This window comes from Neptuniibacter halophilus (assembly GCF_030295765.1).
Taxonomy (GTDB): domain Bacteria; phylum Pseudomonadota; class Gammaproteobacteria; order Pseudomonadales; family Balneatricaceae; genus Neptuniibacter; species Neptuniibacter halophilus.
The window spans coordinates 1,110,935-1,133,630 of the sequence record NZ_AP027292.1 but is presented as its reverse complement, the minus strand read 5'-3'; the positions used below and the strand labels follow the sequence as shown (position 1 = coordinate 1,133,630).

17 protein-coding genes and 1 tRNA gene are annotated in these 22,696 nt (G+C 55.5%); 8 read left to right on the top strand and 10 right to left on the bottom strand.

Annotation, left to right across the window (positions count from 1 at the left end; all coding sequences use genetic code 11):
* Positions 1-199: 199 nt before the first annotated feature.
* The 5 genes from QUD59_RS05275 to QUD59_RS05255 form a co-directional block, all read right to left on the bottom strand.
* On the bottom strand, positions 200-1,555 hold the full coding sequence (locus QUD59_RS05275; RefSeq protein ID WP_286240047.1) for a sigma-54-dependent transcriptional regulator: 1,356 nt from the start codon (positions 1,553-1,555) through the stop codon (positions 200-202).
* Positions 1,545-3,932, bottom strand: coding sequence for an ATP-binding protein (locus tag QUD59_RS05270; protein WP_286240046.1), 2,388 nt, complete (start codon positions 3,930-3,932; stop codon positions 1,545-1,547). Before QUD59_RS05270 ends, QUD59_RS05275 begins: the two co-directional genes overlap by 11 nt.
* Positions 3,919-5,217 carry an ABC transporter substrate-binding protein gene (locus QUD59_RS05265; RefSeq protein WP_286240045.1) on the bottom strand — a complete coding sequence of 433 codons (1,299 nt, stop codon included), beginning with the start codon at positions 5,215-5,217 and terminating at the stop codon, positions 3,919-3,921. Before QUD59_RS05265 ends, QUD59_RS05270 begins: the two co-directional genes overlap by 14 nt.
* A 131-nt stretch (positions 5,218-5,348) precedes the next feature.
* On the bottom strand, positions 5,349-5,954 hold the full coding sequence (locus QUD59_RS05260; RefSeq protein WP_286240044.1) for a histidine phosphatase family protein: 606 nt from the start codon (positions 5,952-5,954) through the stop codon (positions 5,349-5,351).
* 199 nt (positions 5,955-6,153) lie between these two features.
* On the bottom strand, positions 6,154-6,726 hold the full coding sequence (locus QUD59_RS05255; RefSeq protein ID WP_286240042.1) for a helix-turn-helix domain-containing protein: 573 nt from the start codon (positions 6,724-6,726) through the stop codon (positions 6,154-6,156).
* A 117-nt stretch (positions 6,727-6,843) separates the two neighbouring features.
* Here QUD59_RS05255 and QUD59_RS05250 point away from each other — a divergent pair, with 117 nt between their 5' ends.
* A complete protein-coding gene (locus QUD59_RS05250) occupies positions 6,844-8,070 on the top strand; it encodes a benzoate/H(+) symporter BenE family transporter (RefSeq protein ID WP_286240041.1) in 1,227 nt (408 codons plus the stop codon).
* On the opposite strand, the gene QUD59_RS05245 is transcribed toward QUD59_RS05250, so the two are convergent.
* Positions 8,065-8,673, bottom strand: a complete 609-nt coding sequence (locus QUD59_RS05245; protein ID WP_286240040.1) for a MarC family protein — start codon at positions 8,671-8,673, stop codon at positions 8,065-8,067. The two genes, QUD59_RS05250 and QUD59_RS05245, sit on opposite strands and share 6 nt — an antisense overlap.
* Complete coding sequence (locus tag QUD59_RS05240) at positions 8,666-9,115, bottom strand: phosphate-starvation-inducible PsiE family protein (RefSeq protein ID WP_286240039.1); 450 nt, start codon at positions 9,113-9,115, stop codon at positions 8,666-8,668. Before QUD59_RS05240 ends, QUD59_RS05245 begins: the two co-directional genes overlap by 8 nt.
* Before the next feature lie 280 nt (positions 9,116-9,395).
* Here QUD59_RS05240 and QUD59_RS05235 point away from each other — a divergent pair, with 280 nt between their 5' ends.
* Complete coding sequence (locus QUD59_RS05235) at positions 9,396-10,718, top strand: mechanosensitive ion channel family protein (protein WP_286240038.1); 1,323 nt, start codon at positions 9,396-9,398, stop codon at positions 10,716-10,718.
* 303 nt (positions 10,719-11,021) lie between these two features.
* Here QUD59_RS05235 and trhO read toward each other — a convergent pair whose 3' ends face one another.
* Both trhO and QUD59_RS05225 read right to left on the bottom strand, forming a co-directional pair.
* Positions 11,022-12,002, bottom strand: a complete 981-nt coding sequence (gene trhO, locus QUD59_RS05230) for an oxygen-dependent tRNA uridine(34) hydroxylase TrhO (RefSeq protein ID WP_286240037.1) — start codon at positions 12,000-12,002, stop codon at positions 11,022-11,024.
* A gap of 850 nt (positions 12,003-12,852) precedes the next feature.
* Positions 12,853-12,939: transfer RNA gene (locus QUD59_RS05225), tRNA-Leu, on the bottom strand.
* A gap of 136 nt (positions 12,940-13,075) precedes the next feature.
* On the opposite strand from QUD59_RS05225, the gene queA reads away from it, so the two are divergent.
* From queA to rnr, 6 genes are all read left to right on the top strand, one after another.
* On the top strand, positions 13,076-14,128 hold the full coding sequence (queA, locus tag QUD59_RS05220; RefSeq protein WP_286240036.1) for a tRNA preQ1(34) S-adenosylmethionine ribosyltransferase-isomerase QueA: 1,053 nt from the start codon (positions 13,076-13,078) through the stop codon (positions 14,126-14,128).
* A 28-nt stretch (positions 14,129-14,156) separates the two neighbouring features.
* Positions 14,157-15,278, top strand: coding sequence for a tRNA guanosine(34) transglycosylase Tgt (gene tgt, locus QUD59_RS05215; RefSeq protein ID WP_434025553.1), 1,122 nt, complete (start codon positions 14,157-14,159; stop codon positions 15,276-15,278).
* A gap of 40 nt (positions 15,279-15,318) precedes the next feature.
* Positions 15,319-15,654 carry a preprotein translocase subunit YajC gene (yajC, locus tag QUD59_RS05210; protein WP_286240033.1) on the top strand — a complete coding sequence of 112 codons (336 nt, stop codon included), beginning with the start codon at positions 15,319-15,321 and terminating at the stop codon, positions 15,652-15,654.
* 60 nt (positions 15,655-15,714) lie between these two features.
* Positions 15,715-17,568: a protein translocase subunit SecD gene (secD, locus tag QUD59_RS05205; protein WP_286240032.1), complete on the top strand. Its 1,854-nt coding sequence runs from the start codon at positions 15,715-15,717 to the stop codon at positions 17,566-17,568.
* A gap of 10 nt (positions 17,569-17,578) precedes the next feature.
* Positions 17,579-18,499: a protein translocase subunit SecF gene (gene secF, locus QUD59_RS05200; protein WP_286240030.1), complete on the top strand. Its 921-nt coding sequence runs from the start codon at positions 17,579-17,581 to the stop codon at positions 18,497-18,499.
* 109 nt (positions 18,500-18,608) lie between these two features.
* Positions 18,609-21,257 carry a ribonuclease R gene (rnr, locus tag QUD59_RS05195; protein ID WP_286240028.1) on the top strand — a complete coding sequence of 883 codons (2,649 nt, stop codon included), beginning with the start codon at positions 18,609-18,611 and terminating at the stop codon, positions 21,255-21,257.
* Here the strand turns inward: rnr and QUD59_RS05190 are convergent.
* Entirely contained in the window at positions 21,238-22,548 is a 1,311-nt protein-coding gene (locus QUD59_RS05190; protein WP_286240027.1) for a bifunctional DedA family/phosphatase PAP2 family protein, read from the bottom strand. The genes rnr and QUD59_RS05190 overlap by 20 nt on opposite strands.
* Positions 22,549-22,696 lie beyond the last annotated feature (148 nt).

Sequence of the window (22,696 nt, the reverse complement as noted above, 5' to 3'; positions counted from 1 at the left end):
GCTATCTGCTCCTTTTTTTTGTTGTGTGCAGAGGCCTATAGATTCAAGACGCACTCACAGAGGCGTGCTTAAGCTAGGGCAAGGAGCGGGCCTGAAATTAAAAAGTTGTTAAAATACAGCGGTTTATTTTATTTTTGAGGAAGGGTTAGGGTGTCTTTGAGTCAATCCTGACACCCTGTTTCTGGTGTGCATGTGTCAGTTATGACTCGTGGTAGCGGGCTTTATCCATCTGATATTTCTGCATCCGCAGGTAGAGCTTCTTACGCGGAATTCCCAGACGGTCGGCGGCTTCCTGGATTCGTCCGCCACTCTCCCTGAGGGCCTCTTCAAGCAGTTGCTGTTCGTAGTGGGCAAGCTTTTCCGGCAGGTTCTGCGGTTCACTCTCCGGCAGGGGCGCGGGTGCACTGAAGCGCTGAGAGATCCCCAGAACGACCCGTTCCGCTTCATGCTGAAGCTCACGGACATTACCCGGCCAGTTGTGCTGATGAACCTGCTGGATCATGCCGGGGGTTAACACCGGACAGGTGCGTTGCAGACGGTCGGCAGCCTGCCGCAGGAAGTGCTGGAACAGCAGCGGAATATCGTCTCCACGGGCCCGCAGAGGGGGGATCTGGACCTCGGCTACATTCAGCCGGTAATAAAGGTCTTCGCGGAAACTCCCCTGATCTGCCAGCGCCAGAAGGTCATCCTTACTGGCGGCGATCACCCGGATGTCGATGTCGATACTGGCATTCCCGCCCAGCCGTTCCAGTTTGCGTTCCTGCAGCACCCGCAGCAGCCGGATCTGCAATGAATTTGGCATGCTCTCGAGCTCATCGAGAAACAGGGTGCCGCCATGGGCGTACTCCAGCTTGCCGATACGTTTTTTCTGCGCGCCGGTAAAGGCGCCCGCTTCATGGCCGAACAGCTCACTCTCCATAATGCTTTCCGGCATGGCGCCGCAATTGAGGGCGACAAAGGGGCCCTGCCGGCGGTTGCTGCACTGGTGCAGGGTAGTGGCGATCAGCTCCTTGCCGGTACCGGTCTCGCCATGCAGCAGAATATCAATATCGGCTTCGGCGATATTCCGTACCATCTGCTTTAACTGCTGCATCGCTGGGCTGTTGCCGATGATCAGGCTGTCGATATCGGCAGACCGGGAGAGCGCGGCTCTGAGCGCGCGATTCTCCAGTACCAGACGCCGGGTCTGCAACGCGCGCTGCACCTCTTCCAGCAGGCGCTCCGGCGCGACCGGTTTTTCGATAAAGTCATAGGCGCCGCTGCGCACCGCCTGAATGGCGGTGGAGATATCACCGTGTCCGGTGACCAGAATGACCGGCAACTCGCTGTCCTGCTGCATCACGGTTTCCAGAAGCTGCATACCATCCATGCCGGGCATGCGGATATCACTGACAACAATGGCGGCACACTCAGGGCCGAGCAGGGGCAGGGCGGCTTCCGCCCGGCTGAAGCTTTTCACCCGGTAGCCTTCCAGCTCCAGTGTGAGTTGTGCCGCTTCACGGACGTCGGCTTCATCTTCAATCAGAATAATATCGATACTGTTTTCAGGCTTCATAGTAGGCAAGTGTCAGTTGTACGTGGGTGCCCTCGCCGGGGCGCGATTGCATGCTGATCTCGCCGCCCAGCTCCTGCAGGATCTTGCGGCTGATCGAGAGTCCCAGACCGAGGCCGGAGCCCGGTTCCTTGGTGGTGAAGAACGGGTCAAAAATCTGTTCAAGCTGATCGGCGCTCATGCCACAGCCATTATCGTTAAGCGCCAGTTGCAGCCCGTCGGGGCTGGCGCTGCCCTGAATTCGCAAGTGAGCGTCCGGCTGGTCATTCATTGCATCCAGTGCGTTACCGATCAGGTTAACCAGTACCTGTTCCAGCCGGATGGCATCCCCTGCGGCGTGTGGCAGGGTATCCAGACCGCTGATCTGCACCTCGCAGCCGAGCCGGTGCAGGCGCTCAGTATAGAGTTCCAGTGCGCTGTCGACGACGGCGGCCAGATCAACCGCGGTGATGGTGCTGTCGCTGCGCCGGGCAAACACTTTCAGGTGGTTGATGATTTTCGCCATCTTATCGGCGAGTTGTTCGTTTTTATCCAGCAGGGTCTGGCAATCCTGCTCCCGCCCTAATGGCAGCAGGCGGCTCAGATTATGTGTGTTGTAACGCAGGGCGCTGAGCGGTTGGTTCAGTTCATGGGCAATGCTGGCGGAGAGCTGACCAAGCATCGCCAGTTTGGCTGCCTGAATCAGTTCCTGATGGGTTGCGCGCAACTCCGCTTCGGTCTTACGCCGTTCACTGATCTCGGCACGCAGGTCTTTGGTACGGTCGATGATGGTGGCTTCGAGCAGCTCTTTGGCATGGTGACGTTCGGTGGCATCCGCCAGCGTGAACAGGTATTTGGTACGCTGACGCTGGGCAAAACTACGCGCAGAAAGGTCCAGATGGAAGGCACCTGAATCGGCTTTCAGGCCCAGCGTCTCGATGCTTTTCTGGCTGCGGGCCAGTGCCAGCAGATCGGTTTTACAGCGCTCCTCCTCTGCCAGAATGCAGTGGATATTGAGCCCCTCCAGTGCCTGCTGGCTTTGCTGGAACAGCAGACGGGCGTTGGGATTTACAAACTCGATACAGCCGCTTTCATCGGTACTGATCAACCCTACCAGCGCATTATCGATGATCGCCTCGGCGTTGGCATCTTCCACTTCACGGGCGGTGTTGCGGAACACCAGCAGGGCTTGGGCCATCTGGCTGAGCTCGTCGTTACCGCTGGTGTCGACCGGGGTTTCCAGATCACCGTTAGCGATCGCTTCCATACTCAGGCGCAGGCGGTTGAGGCGGTGCAGTAGCAGGTGGCCGACGTAGTGCCAGCCGACAAAGGCTGACAGGGAGAAGCCGACGATCGCCATCAGAATCAGCAGCGCGCGGGCGCGGTTGATTGCCCGTTCAGCGTTTGCACTGGTTTCTGCCGCGAGGGTTTCGCTGCGCTGGGTTTGCTGCTGGATGAGGTCCTCCAGTACGCTGAGCAGTTGCTTATTCTGATCCAGCAGTGTCTGGTTGGTGCTGAGGATTGCAAGCTCCTGCAGGCGAAGCTGCGGCACACTGCGATTACCGTGGCTGTAGGAGAGGATCTCGCTGGAAGCCTGCCGGATCGAAATAGTACTCTCCACGGATTGCAGGCCTTCCAGTTGTTGTTGCAACTGGTCCTCTATCTCACCGAGATACTGCAGGGTGGTTTCTATCTGGTGGGCTTCCGACTGGGAAGCGGCACGCAGAATCAGGCCTACCGCCAGATTGGTGTCAGCGTTCAGCGCCTGCAGTCGCTCACGGTTGCTCAGTTCACTGCGGATCTGCTGCATCAGTGCGGCTGACTCGGGGCCGTTGACCCGTTTTTCCAGCAGGCTGTCGGTGTTAAAGCGGCTGTCGGACAGAATCGGGCTGATCTCATCGAGAAAGGCGGCATGACTCCAGCGCAGGGCGCTGGAGAGCTCGCGGATCCGCCGACGCAGTTCGAACAGGGTGGATACATGGCTGTTCAGTTGATGCAGATTCTGTTCAATACGCGGGGTCAGGTCGTGCAGTTTCTGGATAAACTGACCCGGCAGAATCGGTTGGGGCTGTTCTTCAGGCAGCGCCTGCAAGGCTGCAAGTTGGGCTTGCAGGGCCTCCCAGATCTCTTCCTGCTCCCAGCGTGACTGGGCGGACAGCAGGCGCGGGGCGGTGGAGGTGATACTGCCGCTGAGCCTTGCCAGCCGGGCGGAAGTATTAATCAGGGGCACCTGCTGACGACTGATCTGATCGACCTCATCGCTGATATGCCGCATGGCGATCCAGGCGGCGAGGGCGATGCTCAGAGTCAGCAGAATAATCGTGCCCAGTGCCAGCGTCAGGCGGGTGCCGAGTTTACTCCAGCCCCAGCGGTTGGGGGTGATATGCTCAAAAAGAACCACGCGACGCTCCGCCAAGTTGATGCTGCAGGGAGGCGATCAGGTGATTGATCCGGTCCTGCTGTTCCCGCGACCACTGGCGCCACTCATCCATCTCCCGTTGCTGCCCGGCGGCGAGCTGTGCTCCCGGCAGAACCTGAGCAAAGCTCTGCAGCAGTTCGGTTTCGCCAAGCCGGATTTCGGCAAAGGGTACGCTGAGCAGATCCTCTTCTATCACCTGATAGAGGGCGCTGAGTTCCGGGTCCGGTTGCTGTTGCAGTTGTTTCCGGATCTGCTGCAGGCTGGCCCAGCTCTGCTGCATAAAATCCAGCCGCAGGGTGATCAGTTCATCAAACAGTGCATTCACCAGTTGATAACGGCGTACCGCCAGCCGGGAGTCGTAGTCCAGCGTCTGGCCGATGTTGTTCTGATATTGATTCAGCAGGTGGTCGGGCTGCCCCGCGAGTACCTGCTCCTCAACGGGGAAACGACTCAGTTGGGGGGCCAGCAGCATCTTTTGTCCCGTCGGGCTGAGCAGATAGCGGATCAGTTGTTCTGCGGCTTCCGGTTGAGCGCCGCCTTTTACCAGCCCTGCGCTGACCGGCAGAAAGGCTGAGGGAGAGGGGTAAACGAAGCCGATCTGCGGGTGCTGATAGCGGGCGGTAAAGGCAAAGAAGTCGATAGTGAGGCCGAGGCCAAAACGTTGGTTGATCACGCCCTGACGTACGCCAAAACTGCGTGCAGTGATGGTGGACAGGTTACCGGACAGGGTCAGCAGGTAGGCCCAGCCCTCGTGCCAGCCTTTCTCCTGTAACAGAGTTTCCACCATGACATGGGTGGTGCCGGAACGGCTCGGGGTGCTCATGGCAATATGCCCCCGGTACTCGGGGCGTAACAGGTCTTCCCAGTGTTGTGGCGGGCTCAACTGGTGTTGTTGCAGGTATGTCTGGTTCAGCATCAGACCGTAGCCGGAGTAGGCGAACGGGGTGTAAGCCAGACGCGCGTGCTGACTGAGTTTGCGTAACTGGCCCTGCTGGCTGAGCCAGTCAAAGGCATCGGGCGCGCTCATGATGACCAGATCGGGCCGCGGATAGAGGTTCTTCTCCAGATGGGTCAGGACGGCGGCGGTTTTTTTGTTGATAAAACGCAGATCCAGCTCCGGCCGGTGTTGAGCGAGCTGCTGCTGAACGAAGCGCGAGACTTCAGAGGAGAACGAGGTGATCACGACCACCGGCTCTGCGGCCAGCAGGAAACGCGGCTGCATCAGGCTACCGCAGAGTAATACCAACAGTGACAAACTGCGCAACATCCTACCGCCTTTTATTAATTATTATCCGGTTGCGGGGTGATTTCTGAGCGCGCCGGCTGTCGGCAAGCCTGACAGCGGATTTGAGTGGCGGCTCAGAATTTTATATCAGATAGTCTGCCCGAATAGAAATCTCAGACCGGTGCTGGCAGCAGACAGTCGATACGCTCTGCCTGCCCATCGCGAATCCGGTAGAAGGCATCTTGCGGGATATCCTGTTGCCAGACTTCGGCATAACTCAGATCACGCAGTATGCCGCGCAGTACCGCCCCGGTCAGACCATGGGTGATAATTACCAGATCGCTGGCTGCATCCTGATCCTGCTCTTCCAGCCACTGCAGCAGGCGGCTTCTGACCAGCTCGTAGGGTTCCGAATCGGGGGCGTGCAGGTACCAGTCGCTGCGTTGTTTCAGTTCCGGCTGCTCTGCCATGATGCCGGGGATGGTGCGCTGCTCCCACTGACCGAGATTGAACTCCATCAGGCGCTGATCCTGATGCAGGGCGATGCGTGGATAGCCGATCTGCTCACAGACGATCTCTGCGGTTTGTACAGCCCGCCCCAGTGAACTGCAGAAAACCTGATAAGGGCGGTTGCCAAGGTGTTGGCGCAGGGTCTGCCCAACCTGTTGTGCCTGCTGCTGGCCGCGGTGGGTCAGCTCTGAGTTGCAGTGTCCCTGCAGGCGTTGTTCGGCATTAAACCGGGTTTCTCCGTGGCGTAAAACATAGAAGGTTCTGCTCATGAGTGCTCCTGTCACCAGATCAGCGCGTTTGGTCGGCTGAGTTATTGTTCTGCCACCGTTAGAGCAAGGATCAGACCGTTTGTTAAAACAGTATATTTTTCATGCGGTTAGGGTTTTGGCGGTATCTGCCTGACAGAGCGGAGCGAAAATATGTGTCAGTTTTGACACTGCAATGGTGCTGGCCGTTTTGCGTGACCCCTTACACCGGCTCACCCCGGGCGTAATGAATCAGGTTGTGAAAAACTGCGGGCGTCGCGTTGAGGTTGCGGTAGCCGTGGGGTTTGTCTGCGGCAAAGCGAACCGCCGCGCCCTGCGTAAGGGCCAGCCATTCTCCTTCGACCAGTAGTTCCATCTCGCCACTGAGAACAATCACATGTTCAGTAACGCCGGGTTCATGGGGTTCCGAGAGCCGTTCATAGCCCGGTTGCAGGGTCAGCTCAAACATCTCAAAGCCAAACCGCTCCTCGTAGGGAAACAGAGGAGCAATCAGCATCTCATCAGTAGCGGGCTGATGGCGGATCTGATCGGCAGAGCGGATCAGGGTTTCTGTCTGTTCGCTGCTAACGGGTTGAATAAAGTCGGACAGGGAGCGGTTAAAACCACCGGCTATCTTCCACAGGGTGGCCACTGTCGGGCTCGATTCACCCCGTTCAATCTGCCCCAGCATCGCTTTACTCACACCGGTTTCACCGGCGGTCCGGTCCAGACTCCAGCCTTTGTTTTTGCGCAGTTCTTTTAATCGGGCGGCCAGATGTTGGTTGGGGTCTTGCATCGGTTCGATCCGTTTTGTTTTTCAGGAGTGACTTAATGCTTGTGCGTTATAGCGCACAAATGCTAAATTGGCGCCCTGGACGTTATAGCGCACAAGCTATTTTAAGAGGTGTAACCCATGAGAGCAAACACGTTGCGTACGCTATTCAGCGGCCTGTTTAACCTGTCTCACCTGTCGGCAGGGTTCGTGGCTGTGCTGGTGGGTTATACCAGTTCTGCGGTGATTATCTTTCAGGCCGCTGCTGCAGCGGGTGCCAGCGCTGAAGAGATCAGCTCATGGCTGTGGGCGCTGGGGATCGGTATGGGGTTAACCAGTGCCGGTTTGTCGCTGTATTTCCGGACGCCGATTCTGACGGCCTGGTCGACACCGGGTGCGGCTTTATTGGTGACCGGCCTCTCTGGTGTGTCTCTGGCAGAGGCGATCGGGATTTTTATTTTCAGTTCTGCGCTTATCGCCTTGTGTGGTGCGGCGGGCTGGTTTGATCGGCTGATGCGTCATGTGCCGGCCAGTCTGGCCGGCGCGATGCTGGCTGGCGTATTGCTGCCGTTCGGTATGGCGCTGTTTACCTCAATGCAGACGCAGGGCTGGCTGGTAGGCGCGATGCTGGCCAGCTACCTTGTGCTGAAACGAGTATTACCGCGCTACTGCATTCCGCTGGTATTGCTGATCGGAATGATGGTGGCGTTTGCTCAGGGGCTGTTGTCCTTTGCCGGGCTGGCGTGGCAGGCATCGGTGCCGGTCTGGACGACACCGGCGTTTAGCTGGCACAGCCTGATGGGGGTAGGCGTACCGCTGTTTATTGTGACCATGGCGTCGCAGAATGTGCCGGGCGTGGCGGTGTTACGCGCGAATGGCTACCAGACGCCGGTGTCCCCTCTGATTACCAGCACCGGAGTGACCGGTGTTCTGCTGGCGCCGTTTGGTGGCTTTTCATTTAATCTGGCTGCGATTACCGCAGCGATCTGTATGGGCAAAGAGGCCGGGCATGATCCGCAGCAGCGTTACTTTGCTTCTGTGTGGGCAGGTCTGTTCTATCTGTTAACCGGGTTGTTCGGCGCGACCGTAGCCGCGCTGTTTGCCGCGTTCCCGCCAGCACTGATTATGGCGATTGCCGGTCTGGCTCTGCTGGGGACGATAGGTAACAGTCTGGCAGCGGCACTTAATGAGCCGGGCGAGCGGGAAGCGGCGCTGATCACGTTTTTGGTCACGGCGTCCGGAGTCGAGTTGCTGGGTGTCGGCAGTGCCTTATGGGGATTACTTTTCGGGGTAGCCGTGATCTATATGCAACGTTTTCCTGCGGCCGGTAAAACCCCGAATAAGACGGGGGCTCAGCGGCATTCATAACTGGAAATATTGCTTAAGCCCCAGCAGAACGCTGTTCATCGCCACTGCTGCAAGAATGATCCCCATCACCCGGCTGATCAGACTGGCACCTGATTCACCAATCAGTTTTCCAATACGGGGTGCGAGCAGAAGCAGTAGCAACTGAATCAGCAGGATTGCGATCAGAATGCCGGTTGTTGTCACCTGATGGATCAGGTCAAACCGGTGGTTGTCGGTCAGCAGTACAACCGCCATCATCGCACCGGGGCCAGCAATCGCCGGTACTGCCAGCGGGAAGATGGCAGTGTCGCTTCCGGATTTAACAATACGCAGCTCTTCTTCGGGTTTACTCTCGCCAAAGATCATATTAAAGGCAAAGACAAACAGCACCAGACCGCCTGAAATCTGGAAAGCGATCAGCGAAACGCCCATGGCTTCCAGTAGAAACTGACCGGCAATAATGAAAAAGATGAGCACGGAGGCCGCAAAAAGAATGGCCTGAATAGCAATTTTTTTTAACTCTTCTGGCTTGTGACGGCGTGTGACTGCCAGAAATACCGGTACTGTGCCGATAGGGTCAATAACCGCCCACAGCAGGACAAAGGTTTGTACGATTTCAGCCATGGGGCTGCTCCTGCTCTTTCTTCGGGTGTGCCGTTTTGTGATGCACCACCGCGGAGCCTATGCGTAAAGCGCCGAGCGAGAAGATGAGTGCTGATAAGGCATAAATCATGCTGGGGTCCAGATTATGCTTGAACAGACCAATCAACAGTTCGCGAATGATAAACACAATCGCGGCATCAACAATGAAGGTCAGACGCATTTTCTTGCTGTGAAAATACTCGAACAGCGAGCGGGAGAGCTCGACCAGAACATACAGGGTGAGTATATCGGCGATCAGATCCAGATAGTGTCCGGTGATTCCCGCGCTGCTGAGTAGCTCCCAGAGATCGGCCAGCAGTTTTACCGCACCGATGCCGATGCCGATCAGGATCAGGCAGAGCATAAATCCGAAAACCGCTTCGATGGTGCGTTCATAAAGTTCTATCAGTTTCTGGGTCAGCATAGTGAGGGTCCGTCTGAAAATCCTTATTCGGTAGATTCCACTTTAATATAGGTATTGCAGGCGGCCCGCAATAGATAATTAAGGTTGATTGGTAAATCGGAGCAGAGGCGGTAAGATCGCCGCTAAGCGCCATCTGTCTGAGTGCCGGTCGACGATCAATCGCAACATTATTCGCCGTTGGGCGGTTATACGACTACCTTTTTATTGTCGGTCAACTCAGTCAGACAGGTTACTGGGCGGAAGTTTTTAGTGCCGGATAGGGCTCGATCGGAACGTAACTATGTTAACAATGGAAACCCTGCAGACCTCACTGTTAAAGGTTCTTAAGGATACCGGGGAGCTGCTCTCTGCGTCTGAAACCTATATACAGTTCGGCAATATCATTGCCATTTATATTTTTGCCTATCTGATCGCGAATCAGGTGAAACAGAAATTTATCTGGGTGAACACCTCGCCAGGCGCGGATAGCCACCCGATGCGAAAGCTGGTGTACGGCATTCACCGTTTGCTGTTCCCGCTGCTGGCGATTATTGCACTGAAGTTTTTCTACGAAATTTATGGCAATACCCAGTACGCCAACTGGCTGCTCCAGTTCGCTCTGGGCATTGCCATGATGCTCTTCCTCAACCAACTGATTCAGCGCTTTGTCTTAAATCAGTTGCTGGCCAAACTGTTCCAGTGGATTGCACTGCCGTTATTGTTTTTGCACCTGATCGGCTGGCTCATTCCCATTACTCAGGTGCTTGAACAGATTCGGATGGAGCTGGGTAACTTCAGCATCTCCGCTTATGGTCTGGCACGGGTGTTCATTTTTGGTATTTTCCTGTTCTGGTTTGGACGCGCCTCCAACCATTTTGGTCAGGACGTAATTCGAAAGCATCCTAATCTGGATATTCCCACCAAAGAGGTAATGGCCAAACTACTGGAAGTGGCGCTTTTTACCATCGTAGTGCTGGTGCTGCTGAATGTGATGGGGATCAACCTCACCGCACTGGCGGTATTTGGTGGTGCTCTCGGGGTGGGGCTGGGGCTTGGTCTGCAGTCCATCGCCTCCAACTTTATCTCCGGTATTATCATTCTTCTCGATCGTTCCATCACCATCGACGACTACATCGAGTTTGACGACGGTTCCAAGGGCTATGTGCGCGAGTTCCGGATGCGCTATACCACGCTGGAAACCTTCGACGGCAAATTTGTGATGGTGCCGAATGAAAAGTTTATCAGTAACAGTTTTATCAACTGGTCTCACAAAGATCTGAAACAGCGCTTCCGGGTTGATTTCTCGGTGGCTTACAAAACCGACATCCGCGCCCTGTGCGATATCATTCGCGAGGTGGTTGCACAGCACCCCCAGGTGATCAGTGGTGATGATATTCCGATCGAAGAACGCCCCGATTGTGAAATCGACAGTTTCGGTGACAGCGGTGTGAATATGTTTGTCGAGTTCTGGATGAACGGCATCGATGACGGTAAAAACCGCGTTGGCGGCGACCTGCTGCTGACCATCTTCGAGACCCTTCGTGAGCACGATATCGAGATTCCGTTCCCGCAGCGTGAAGTACGGGTGCTGAATCCGGAGTCAGTTGGAGCGAAAACCGATTGATCGGCTGCCGGGAGGGCATTATCAATCAGAAGAAGACGGGATAGCGAGGGTGTATTCTTTTTCGGGCGTAATGGGGCAGCTCAGAGGACGTTTGCACTAACTTGTATGTGTTGCTGAATACCCACACTGAGTCGGGTCGGGTAAGGAACAGATCGTCGAACCGATTGCGGGAGCGTGCTGCGGCGGCAGTTAAACGCTAATTCCGGCTGTCTCCCTGCTGGGTTGAAGCCATGAGGCGGTGAACCGATGAGATACACAGGCACGCACAGTAGCGAATGCCTGTGTCTACAAGAGACCAGCGACTTATCCCTGTTGTTGCTGGTTTTTTCTGCGCTGTTGCTTCAATTCCCGGCGTTTGATGATTGAACCGGCTGCATCCGCACCCAGATGCGCATCACCACGCAGTTGCGCTAACTCGATCTGCTTCTGGCGCTGTTCGAAGCGCTGACGCTGCTCTGGAGTGAGTTTGTCGTAACAGTGCGGGCAACTGATCCCAGACTGGTACTTCTCGCTCTGCATATCCTCTTGAGTGAGGGGCAGGCGGCAGGCATGGCACTGTTCGTAGCTGCCTTTTTCCAGTTGGTGATTCACCGTGATGCGGTTATCAAACACGAAACATTCGCCCTGCCACATTGAATCTTCCTCTGGGACCTGTTCCAGATATTTGAGAATGCCGCCTTCCAGATGGTAAACCTCATCAAAACCCTGCTCTTTCAGGTAGGCGGTTGATTTCTCACAACGAATCCCTCCGGTACAGAACATCGCGACCTTGCGGTTTTTTTCCGGGGCCAGGTTATCTTTGACGTACTGGGGGAACTCACGAAAGGTGTCGGTGTTGGGGTTTATCGCCCCCTCAAATGTACCGACCTGCACCTCATAGTCGTTGCGGGTATCAATCAGGGTGACTTCCGGATCGGAGATCAGCGCGTTCCAGTCTTCCGGCTTGACGTAAGTGCCGACGATACGCTTCGGGTCAATGCCCTCAACGCCCATGGTGACGATCTCTTTTTTCAGTTTTACCTTGGTGCGATAGAACGGGTTACTGTCGTCCAGCGATTCTTTATAAACAATATCCGTCAGTCGTGGATCACTCTTCAGCCACGCCAGTAACGCATCGATACCTTCGCGGCTGCCGGCAACCGTGCCGTTAATGCCTTCTCTGGCCAGCAGCAGCGTGCCGCGAATATCATTTTCCAGCATCACCTGATGCAGGGGCTCACGGATTGATTCAAAATCTTCAAGCGCGACAAACTTATACATCGCGCAGACAATACACTTGGACATCTGGTTTCCTCAGCCGGCCCGATCGTAAGTCGGGAGCCTATTGGTTTGTTAAAAAGTGTATTGTATCTGGATATCGTTCTCAGGAAGACAGACAAACTGTAGGGAGTCTGATCTCATTCTGAGAGTCAGGGCTGATCCGTTAAAATGAAAGACGATTCTGTGGATGGGCCGGACGGATCGTAATTTCCCTGTTGGAAATGACGCCCCCTGCGGAGCTGCGGCTTACGCCTTGTCTCCCATTGCTTCTGTGGGCGCAACGGGTCGAACCTCCGGTTCTCTTTCAGCCGGGTCGCGATGCGGCGAGGCAAACAGAAAGGTCATTCAGTGATAGGGCCGGACGGATCGTAATTTCCCTGTTGGAAATTATGCCCCCTGCGGGGCTGCGGCTTGCGCCTTGTCTCCCATTGCTTCTATGGGCGCAACGGGTCGAACCTCCGGTTCTCTTCCAGCCGGGTCGCGATGTGGCGAGGCAAAGAGAAAGGTCATTCAGTGATAGGGCCGGACGGATCGTAATTTCCCTGTTGGAAATTACGCCCCCTGCGGGGCTGCGGCTTGCGCCTTGTCTCCCATTGCTTCTATGGGCGCAACGGGTCGAACCTCCGGTTCTCTTCCAGCCGGGTCGCAATGCGGCGAGGCAAAGAGAAAGGTCATTCAGTGAGAGGGCCGGACGGATCGTAATTTCCCTGTTGGAAATTTCGCCCCCTGCGGGGCTGCGGCTTGCGCCTTGTCTCCCATTGCTTCTGTGGGCGCAATGGGTCGAACCTCCGGTTCTCCTCCAGCCGGGTCGCGATGCGACCAGACAAAAAGAAAAGGCCCGCTCAGAGAGCGGGCCTTTTCTTTTTGAATCTGATGGTACCAGCGGCCGGACTCGAACCGGCACGCCCGTGAAGGCAAGGGATTTTGAATCCCTCATGTCTACCAATTTCATCACGCTGGCACATTAAGAGGGGCGTATTATAAAAAGCTGGCGGCTTGCGTCAATCCATCCCGATGAAAAACTGAAAAAAAGTCTGTTTTCCGTTACAATGCGCGCCCTTCGTAGATTTTTCCATTTGAGCTGAAGATACCCTTCAATGCAGGTTAAAGATTTTCATTTTGAGCTTCCGGAAGAGCTGATTGCCAGCTATCCGCTGGAGCAACGCAGTGCCAGCCGTTTGCTGTCGGTCGACGGTAACAGCGGGGCGCTGAATCATGGTGTGTTTACCGATGTGCTGGAGCTGATCCGGCCCGGTGATCTGATGGTGTTTAACGATACCCGGGTGATTCCGGCGCGTCTGTTTGGTCAGAAGGAATCCGGCGGTAAGGTCGAGGTGCTGGTAGAGCGGGTGCTGGATGATAAGCGGGCGCTTACTCATGTCCGTTCCAGCCGTTCACCCAAGCCCGGGACTAAGTTGTTGCTTGAGGGCGGTATCGAGGCGGAGATGGTGGGCCGGCATGAGAATCTGTTTGAGCTGCGCTTTGTGACCGAGGGTAATCTGGTTGAACTGCTGGAGCAGCACGGGCATATGCCGCTGCCGCCTTATATGAAGCGCGAAGATCAGCTTTCCGACCGGGAACGCTACCAGACGGTTTATAACAAAAAGCCGGGGGCTGTAGCGGCACCCACAGCCGGTCTGCATTTTGATGATGAGCTGCTGGCCGAACTGGATGCCAAAGGGGTGGAGCGGGCGTTTGTGACTCTGCATGTGGGAGCCGGCACTTTTCAGCCGGTGAAGGTGGATAATATCCACGAGCATGTGATGCATTCGGAGTATATCGAGGTCAGTGAAGAGGTCTGTGAGCGGGTGAAGGCAACCCGTGCCCGGGGGAACCGGGTAATCGCGGTGGGTACTACCAGTGTCCGTAGTCTGGAGAGCGCCAGCCAGCAGGGTGAAATAGCTCCGTTCTTCGGCGACAGCGATATCTTTATTTTTCCCGGTTATCAGTTCCGCTCTGTGGATGCGATGATCACCAATTTCCATTTGCCGGAATCGACGCTGCTGATGCTGGTCAGCGCGTTTTCCGGTTATGAACATATGATGGCGGCCTATAAAGAGGCCGTTGAGCAACGTTACCGGTTCTTCAGTTATGGCGATGCGATGTATCTGACCCGCCAGACCGAAGTGCAATCCGAGCTGCAAGCGTAAAGAGGTAGTGATGAGCAGAGAATGTTTTATGCAGTTTGAAAAGATTGCAACCGATGGCAAGGCGCGTCGCGCGCGGCTGAAATTTCCCCGTGGTACGGTCGAGACCCCGGCATTTATGCCGGTGGGTACTTACGGCACGGTAAAGGGGATGACGCCGAAGGATATTGAGGCGACCGGTGCGCAGATTATTCTCGGTAATACGTTCCATCTGATGCTGCGTCCGGGCACGGAGATTATTCAGCAGCATGGTGATCTGCATGACTTTATGCAGTGGAAAGGCCCGATCCTGACAGACTCCGGTGGTTTTCAGGTGTTCAGCCTTGGTGCTATGCGCAAGATCACTGAAAAAGGGGTGACTTTCCAGTCGCCGGTAAACGGCAGCAAGGTGTTTATGGGGCCGGAAGAGTCGATGCAGGTTCAGCGTGAACTGGGCTCTGATATTGTGATGATTTTCGACGAGTGTACCCCGTACCCGGCAACCGAAACGGAGGCGGCTGAGTCGATGCGACTGTCTATGCGTTGGGCGAAACGCTCTAAGGATGCGCATGGTGATAACCCGTCTGCGCTGTTCGGCATCGTTCAGGGCGGTATGTATCCGCACCTGCGTGATGAGTCGATGGCCGGCCTGGAAGAGATCGGCTTTGACGGCTATGCGATCGGCGGTCTGTCGGTCGGCGAGCCGAAGGAGGAGATGGTTAAGGTGCTTGATCATCTGGCGCATAAAATGCCGGAAGATAAGCCCCGCTACCTGATGGGTGTCGGCAAGCCGGAGGATCTGGTTGAGGGTGTGCGTCGCGGTGTTGATATGTTCGATTGCGTGATGCCGACCCGGAACGCCCGTAACGGTTTCCTGTTTACCACCACGGGTGTGGTGAAGATCCGTAATTCGGCGAATAAAACCGATACCCGTCCACTGGATGAAAACTGCGAATGTTATACCTGCCGTAACTTCAGTCGTGCTTACCTGCACCATCTCGATAAGTGTAAGGAGATTCTTGGCGCGCAACTGAATACGATCCACAACCTGCACTATTATCAGGTACTTATGGCCGGATTGCGTCAGGCTATCGAACAGGGTAAATTGAGCGACTTCGTAGATGAATTTTATCGTCAGCGAGGCCTTGAAACGCCGCCGCTTGACTCCATATAACACTGTTAACAACACGTTTTTATTTTTTCAGGAGTAGCTAATGAGCTTCTTTATCTCTCCGGCATATGCTGAAGGTGCTGCCGCTGCGGGTCAGATGGAATCTGGTATGTTCAACATACTGTTTTTGGTTGGTTTTGGTCTGATCTTCTATTTCTTCATGTGGCGCCCGCAGGCTAAGCGTGCCAAAGATCACAAAGCGCTGCTCTCTGGCCTGAGCAAAGGTGATGAAGTGATCACCGCAGGCGGTATTCTGGGCAAAGTTGTAAACCTGAACGACGACTACGTGGTTCTGGAAGTGAGCGAAGGTACCGAACTGACCTTCCAGAAAACTCACGTTTCTGCCGCTCTGCCTAAGGGCACTATCAAGAGCATCTAAGCTAATCCAAAGCGCCACTTGATCAGTGGCGCTTCTGTTTTTATCAGGGAAAAGGGCGCTATGCTCAATCGATACCCCCTCTGGAAAAATCTCCTTATTCTGTTTGTGTTGGTGCTGGGTGGTCTGTATGCCGCGCCAAACATCTATCCCGATGATTATGCCATTCAGTTGACCGGAACCCGCGATGTGTTTGAAGTTGACCAGCCGCTGCTGGACCGGGTAACGGCATCACTGGAACGTGAAGGGATCTCAATCAAGTCGGCTGAAGTGGACAAAAACGCGGGTCTGATCCGGTTCCCTGATGGTGAAACTCAGCTAAAAGCTAAAGATATTGTTCACCGCGTGGTGGGGGATGATTACATCGTTGCCCTGAACCTGGCACCGACGACCCCGGACTGGCTGACCTCGATGGGTGCCGGTCCCATGAAGCTGGGCCTCGACCTGCGTGGTGGTGTGCACTTCCTGCTGGAAGTAGATCTGCCAAAAGCGGTCAATCAGAAGCTGGAAAATTACGCTTCTGAGATCAAAGGTCGCCTGCGTGAAGAGAAGCTGCGCTACCGCAAGCTGGATACACTGGAAGATGGTGGTCTGGCGATCAAATTCAGCAAGCTGGAAGATCGTGAAGCCGCGGTCAGCCTGTTGCGTAAGGAGTATCAGGAATTTCTGGTGACTGCTGACGATGCTGAAGGGGGCTTCTTCGCGGTGGTTAACCTGACTGAGCAGGCCATTGCTGATATCGAAACCTATGCGATCAAGCAGAACCTGACCACCCTGCGTAACCGTGTTAACGAACTGGGTGTGGCTGAACCGCTGGTACAGCGTCAGGGCCGTAACCGGATCGTAGTTCAGTTGCCGGGTATTCAGGATACGGCGGCGGCGAAGAAGATTATCGGTAAAACTGCAACGCTCGAGTTCCGTCTGGAAGCTAAACCGGGCAGCAGTTCTGCACGCACTGAAGTCTATGAGTTCCGTAGCGAACCGGGCCGCCGCGCGACACTGGAAAAAGATGTCATCATCAAGGGTGATAACGTTTCCAATGCGCAGGCTTCGTTCGATGAAAATGGTCAGCCGCAGGTGAATATCACTCTGGATTCCAAGGGTGGTGAGCTGATGGCGCGGGCTACCAAGAACGCGATCCAGCGCCGTATGGCGGTGCTCTTTGTTGAAGATAAAGAGCGTACCGTGCGGAAAGTGGTGGATGGTGAGCAGGTCGTAGAGAAGGTGCGCTACACCGAGAAGAATATCATCTCACTGGCAACCATCCAGGCGGTGCTGGGCAGCCAGTTCCGTATTACCGGTCTGGACGGTGCGGGTGAATCTTCTGAGCTGGCACTGCTGCTGCGAGCGGGTGCGCTGGCGGCGCCGATCTACTTTGTTGAAGAGCGGACTGTCGGGCCAAGCCTTGGCGCGCAGAACATTGAGAGCGGTATGATCTCGGTTCAGATCGGTCTGGCACTGGTGCTGCTGTTTATGCTGGTTTACTACCGCGTATTTGGTCTGCTGGCGAATATCGCACTGGGCTTCAACCTGATGCTGCTGATTGCGGTGATGTCGATGCTGTCGGCTACCCTGACGCTGCCGGGTATTGCCGGTATCGTACTGACGGTAGGTATGGCGGTGGACGCCAACGTACTGATCTTCTCGCGTATCAAAGAGGAGCTGAAAAACGGTCTGCCGCCGCAATCAGCGATCAATGCCGGTTTTGGCCGGGCATTTACCACTATCTTTGATGCCAACATTACAACGCTGCTGGCGGCAGTGATCCTCTTTGCCATGGGTACCGGGCCGGTTAAAGGCTTTGCGATTACCCTGTCGGTGGGGATTCTGACCTCCATGTTCACAGCGATTCTGGTCACCCGCGCACTGGTCAACCTGACCTATGGCGGCCGTCAGATCAGTAAACTGTCGATTTAAGGAGCGGGTGATGTCTGCAGAGAAAATTTATAACTTTATGGGCTTCCGCAAACTGGCGGCAGCCTGCTCGGTGGTTCTGCTGCTGGTGTCTATTGGTGCACTGGCGGTAAATGGCCTGAAGTTCGGCCTCGATTTCACCGGCGGTAGTCTGGTTGAGATCGGCTACGAACAGCCTGCGGATCTGAACAAGATCCGTGACCAGTTGAAAGGCGTCGGTTATGAGGATGCGGTGGTTCAGACCTTTGGTTCGCCCACGGATATCCTGATCCGTCTGGGTGAAGACCATGATCCGAAACTGGGTGATAAGGTTCTGTCTGCGCTGCAGCAGGGCGAAACCCAGCAACTGAACCTGCGCCGTAACGAATATGTGGGCGCGCAGGTCGGTGAAGAGTTGCGCGAGCAGGGTGGCATGGGCATGCTGCTGGCCCTGTTTATGATCATGGTTTACGTTGCATTCCGTTTCCAGATTAAGTTCTCGCTGGGTGCGGTGGCGGCACTGGCCCATGACGTGCTGATCGTGCTGGGCTTTTTTGCCCTGTTCCAGATCGACTTTGACCTGACCGTTCTGGCGGCAGTTCTGGCGGTAATCGGTTACTCGCTCAACGATACCATCGTTGTTTCGGACCGTATTCGTGAGAACTTCCGTAAGATGCGTAAAGGCACCGCACTGGAGATTATGAACGCCTCCCTGAGCCAGACGCTGGGACGTACCATGGTGACCTCTTTAACCACCTTGCTGGTGCTGATGGCGCTGGCAACCTTTGGTGGTGAGATGATCCACGGTTTCGCCATTGCGCTTCTGGTCGGTGTGCTGGTGGGTACTTACTCATCGATCTATGTCGCTGCCAACGTGCTGGTCATGATGAATATCTCCAAAGAGGATCTGATGCCTCCCGAGGAGAAAGAGGAAGAGGTGGACGATCGTCCATAATCCTGAAGAAGAGCCGGCACTTGCCGGCTCTTTTATTTTCAGCCGATGACGCTGATGCGTGATATGCTGTTGAGATATTGCATGCGTTTTGTGATCCCCAGAGAGACCTATGAGCAAAGAGTGGATTAAGAATGACCCATCCGCCGCAGCGGAAGCGGAAAAATACGATAACCCCGTGCCGAGCCGGGAGTATATCCTGCAGTTTATGGAAGCCTGGGGTGAGCCGGTGGGGCATGCCCAGCTTTGTGAGGAGATGGGGGTCTGGGAGGCCGAAAGCCGCGATGCACTGTTCTTCCGCCTGAAGGCCATGTGCCGCGATGGCCAGTTGATCAGTAACCGGCGTAATGAGTTTGCGTTAATGGACCGGATGTCCCTGATCAGGGGGCGGGTGATCGGCCATCGCGATGGTTTTGGTTTTGTGAAACCCGAAGAGGGGGGCGATGACCTCAAGCTGAGTCCGCGTCAGATGCGTCAGGTATTCGACGGTGACCGGGTGCTGGTGCAGGAGGTCAGTGTCGACTTTAAGGGGCGTCGCGAAGGCAAGATTGTTGAAGTTCTGGAACGCAATACCCGTAAACTGGTAGGACGCTTCAATGGTCAGGAAGGGTTTGGTTACCTGCGCCCTGAAAACCAGCGGATTACTCAGGAGATTATGATCGTTCCTGATCCGGAAAACCCGCTGAAGTACAAAGATGGTCAGTTGGTGGTGGCGGAGCTGGTTAACCAGCCGGGAAAACGCCAGCGGCCACAGGCTAAAGTGACCGAGGTACTGGGCGATCATATGGCGCCGGGTATGGAGATCACCGTTGCTATCCATAATTATGATATCCCCCATGAGTGGCCCGATGAGGTGCGTCAGGAGGTGGGTGAACTCTCCGCCGAGGTGGAAGAGTCGGCCAAGGCGAATCGAATCGATCTGCGGTCACTGCCACTGGTCACCATCGATGGCGAAGATGCCAAAGACTTTGATGATGCGGTTTATGCTGAGCGTAAGCCTGGCGGCGGCTGGCGCCTGTGGGTCGCCATCGCCGATGTCTCTTGGTACGTGCGTCCCGGTTCTGAGCTGGATAAAGAAGCTTACCAGCGCGCCAACTCGACCTACTTCCCCGAATTTGTGGTGCCGATGCTGCCGGAGTTGCTGTCCAACGGACTCTGCTCACTGAACCCTCATGTCGATCGGCTGGCGATGGTCTGCGAGATGACGATCAGTGCAGCCGGTAACCTGTCCGGTTACAAATTCTATGAAGCGGTGATTCAGTCCCATGCCCGTCTGACCTACACCAAGGTCGGGGCGATGCTGATGCAGCCACAGAGCGATGAGGGCAAAGCCCTGCGTGCGGAATATGCGCAGCAGGTACCGCACCTCGAAGATCTGTACAGTCTCTACTTTGCGTTGCGCAGCGCCCGTGAAGAGCGCGGTGCAATCGATTTTGAAACCACCGAAACCCGGATGATTTTCGGTGAAGACCGTAAAATTGAGCAGATCGTGCCGGTGCATCGGAACGATGCCCACAAACTGATCGAAGAGTGCATGCTCTGCGCTAACGTGGCGACTGCGCGTTTCCTCGGTAAGCTGAAAATTCCGGCGATCTATCGTGTGCATGAAGGGCCGAAAGAGCAGAAGCTGGAAAACCTTCGCGCTTATCTGGGTGAGCTGGGTCTGAATCTGGGTGGGGCTGAAAAGCCGGAGCCTAAGCACTATCAGTTGCTGGCCGAGCAGATTGAGTCCCGTCCTGACCGGCACCTGATCCAGACCATGATGTTGCGCTCTATGCAGCAGGCGGTTTACAGCCCTGATAATCAGGGACACTTTGGTCTGGCGTATCAGGCTTATACCCATTTCACATCGCCGATCCGGCGATATCCTGATCTGCTGGTACACCGTTTGATCCGTGCGGCGATCCACAAAGGTCAGGAGGATCGCTCACTGCAGCGTCCGGAAACCTTTGTGGCCAACCCGGACTTCCTTTGCAACTACAGCATGGAACAACTGCTGCAGTTGGGTGAGCACTGCTCCATGACCGAGCGTCGTTCCGACGATGCCACCCGTGATGTGGTGGCCTGGCTCAAATGTGAGTATATGCAGGAGCACGTCGGTGATGATTATGAGGGCGTGATCTCGGCAGTAACCGGATTTGGGGTCTTCGTTGAACTGGATGATTTCTTTGTTGAAGGGCTGGTGCACATCACTGCACTGCCGGGTGATTATTATGTTTTTGATCAGGCGAAACAGCGTCTGGTGGGAGAGCGTACCCGCAAAGTCTTCAAGTTGGGCGACCGCCTTCGGGTGAAGGTGGTCCGGGTAGATCTGGACGAGCGCAAGATCGACTTTGAACTGGCGGCCGATGCGCCGATCCGTAAGAAATCGACCCGGGAACTGCTGGCCGAGGGTAAGCTGGGCGAAGGCGGGGGCTCTGAGCGTTCAGGCAAACTGCCGGGGCACCGGCATGAGTGGGGTAACCGCCCGGGTAAGGATGACGACCGGATTAAACCACGCCGCGGCTCGCAGCGTGCTGCGCTGGCTAAATCCCGTAAGGTCAAAGACAGCAGTGCTGATACCGCGCCAAAGCGCAAACTGAGCGGCGATAAAACGAAACCCGCCAGCGGGCATAACCTGTCTGCTGCAGAGCAGGAGCTGATGGAGTTCAGTAACGGCGGGAAAGGTAAAAGCAATAAGTCGAAAAAGCGTAAGGTGACCGCCAAACCCAAGCTTAAGGGAAAGAAGAAGGGTTTAAAGGTTAAAAAAGCCAAACGCTGATCGCTACATAAATCAGTGTATAAACAGCCAGCGCCGTGAGGAGCTGGCTTTTTTGTTGTACCTGAATACAGAAATCATGGTCGCGAAAGAACAGCCATAAGCGCAGCAGCGATGCCAGAAATATCCCCTCAATCAGTCCGCTCGCTACATCCAGTGGCCAGTGTACCCCCAGAACCGGCCGCGACAGCGCCACCAGTACCGCCGGAATCAGTGCGCAGAGGTAAAGGGTGCGGCGTACCCCGGCTGTGCCACCACAGGCGAGAATCACCGCCAGAGCGCAGAAAAAGGTGCTGGCGGCACTGCTGTGGCCGCTGGGAAAACTGTAGCTGCTGAGTGTCATGCCGGGCTCGGGGCGAGGTGCGGCGATCAGCCACTTGAGCAGTGAATTGAACAGCTTGCCGCCAACGATCAGGCTAATAAAACTGAAACCCGCCAGACGCTGACCCTGACGCCAGAGCCAGAAGCTCAGTGCCAGGCTGGCCCCGAGGATATAGATCGTGTCACCGAGTCGGGTCAGGCTGGCTGCGAGGTTATACAGCAGGGGCTGTATGGCTTGCGGTGTTGCATACAGTTGCCGGAACAGAGCTTCGTTCTGCACCTGCCACTGGCCGCTGATCTGCAGGTAGCACAGTAGTGAGAACAGGCTGCTGCTGCAGAACAGCAGAAGCAGTGCATTCAGCGGATAGCGCAGACTCATCTGGCTGAGTTGCTGATGCAGCAGAGTGTAGAGCCAGATGCTCAGTGCCAAAATCAGTAATAGTTCCAGCAGTAGTCCCGGGTTGAGTTGCAGCGAGCTCAGAGCAAGGCCTGCCAGATAACCCGGCAAAAGGTAAAAGGGAGCCCAGAGGAGCGCAGAGGCGATGTTAATGGCCAGATAGCGGCCGGGCCGGAGTCCGAGGGTGCCTGCGATAAAGGGGATCAGTGGTCGCAATGGGCCGATAAAGCGACCGATAAACAGGCTGGCTATACCGTAGCGCCGGAAAAACGCTTCACTGCGGGATAGCCATTCAGGATGTTTTTGCAGCAAAGGCAACTGAGCGATTCTGTCGGCTGCATAACGTCCGAGAAGAAAGCTGAGGCCATCACCCAGCAGGGCGCCGGCAAAGGCAGCAGAAAGCACCGCCGTCAGCCCAAGTCCCTGCTCTGCGGCCATGCTGGCCAGCAGAAACAACAAGGCGACACCGGGCAACAACAGGCCGACAAAAGCGAGTGACTCAAGCAGGGCACAGGCAGCAATCAGCAATAAAAGCTGGTCGGCACCGGGCTGTATCAGTTGGCTCAGGTAGTCCATGCGTGTTGCTTGTGTCCTTTGCGCTGCAGGCCCCATAACGGGGAATTAATGATCTGATTTTAAAGTGAGAATGCAGGAATAAACAGGTCTGCTATTCTGCCTTTTGTTATAATCGCCGCCATTAACAGAGTCCTACGGAACCCTTTCA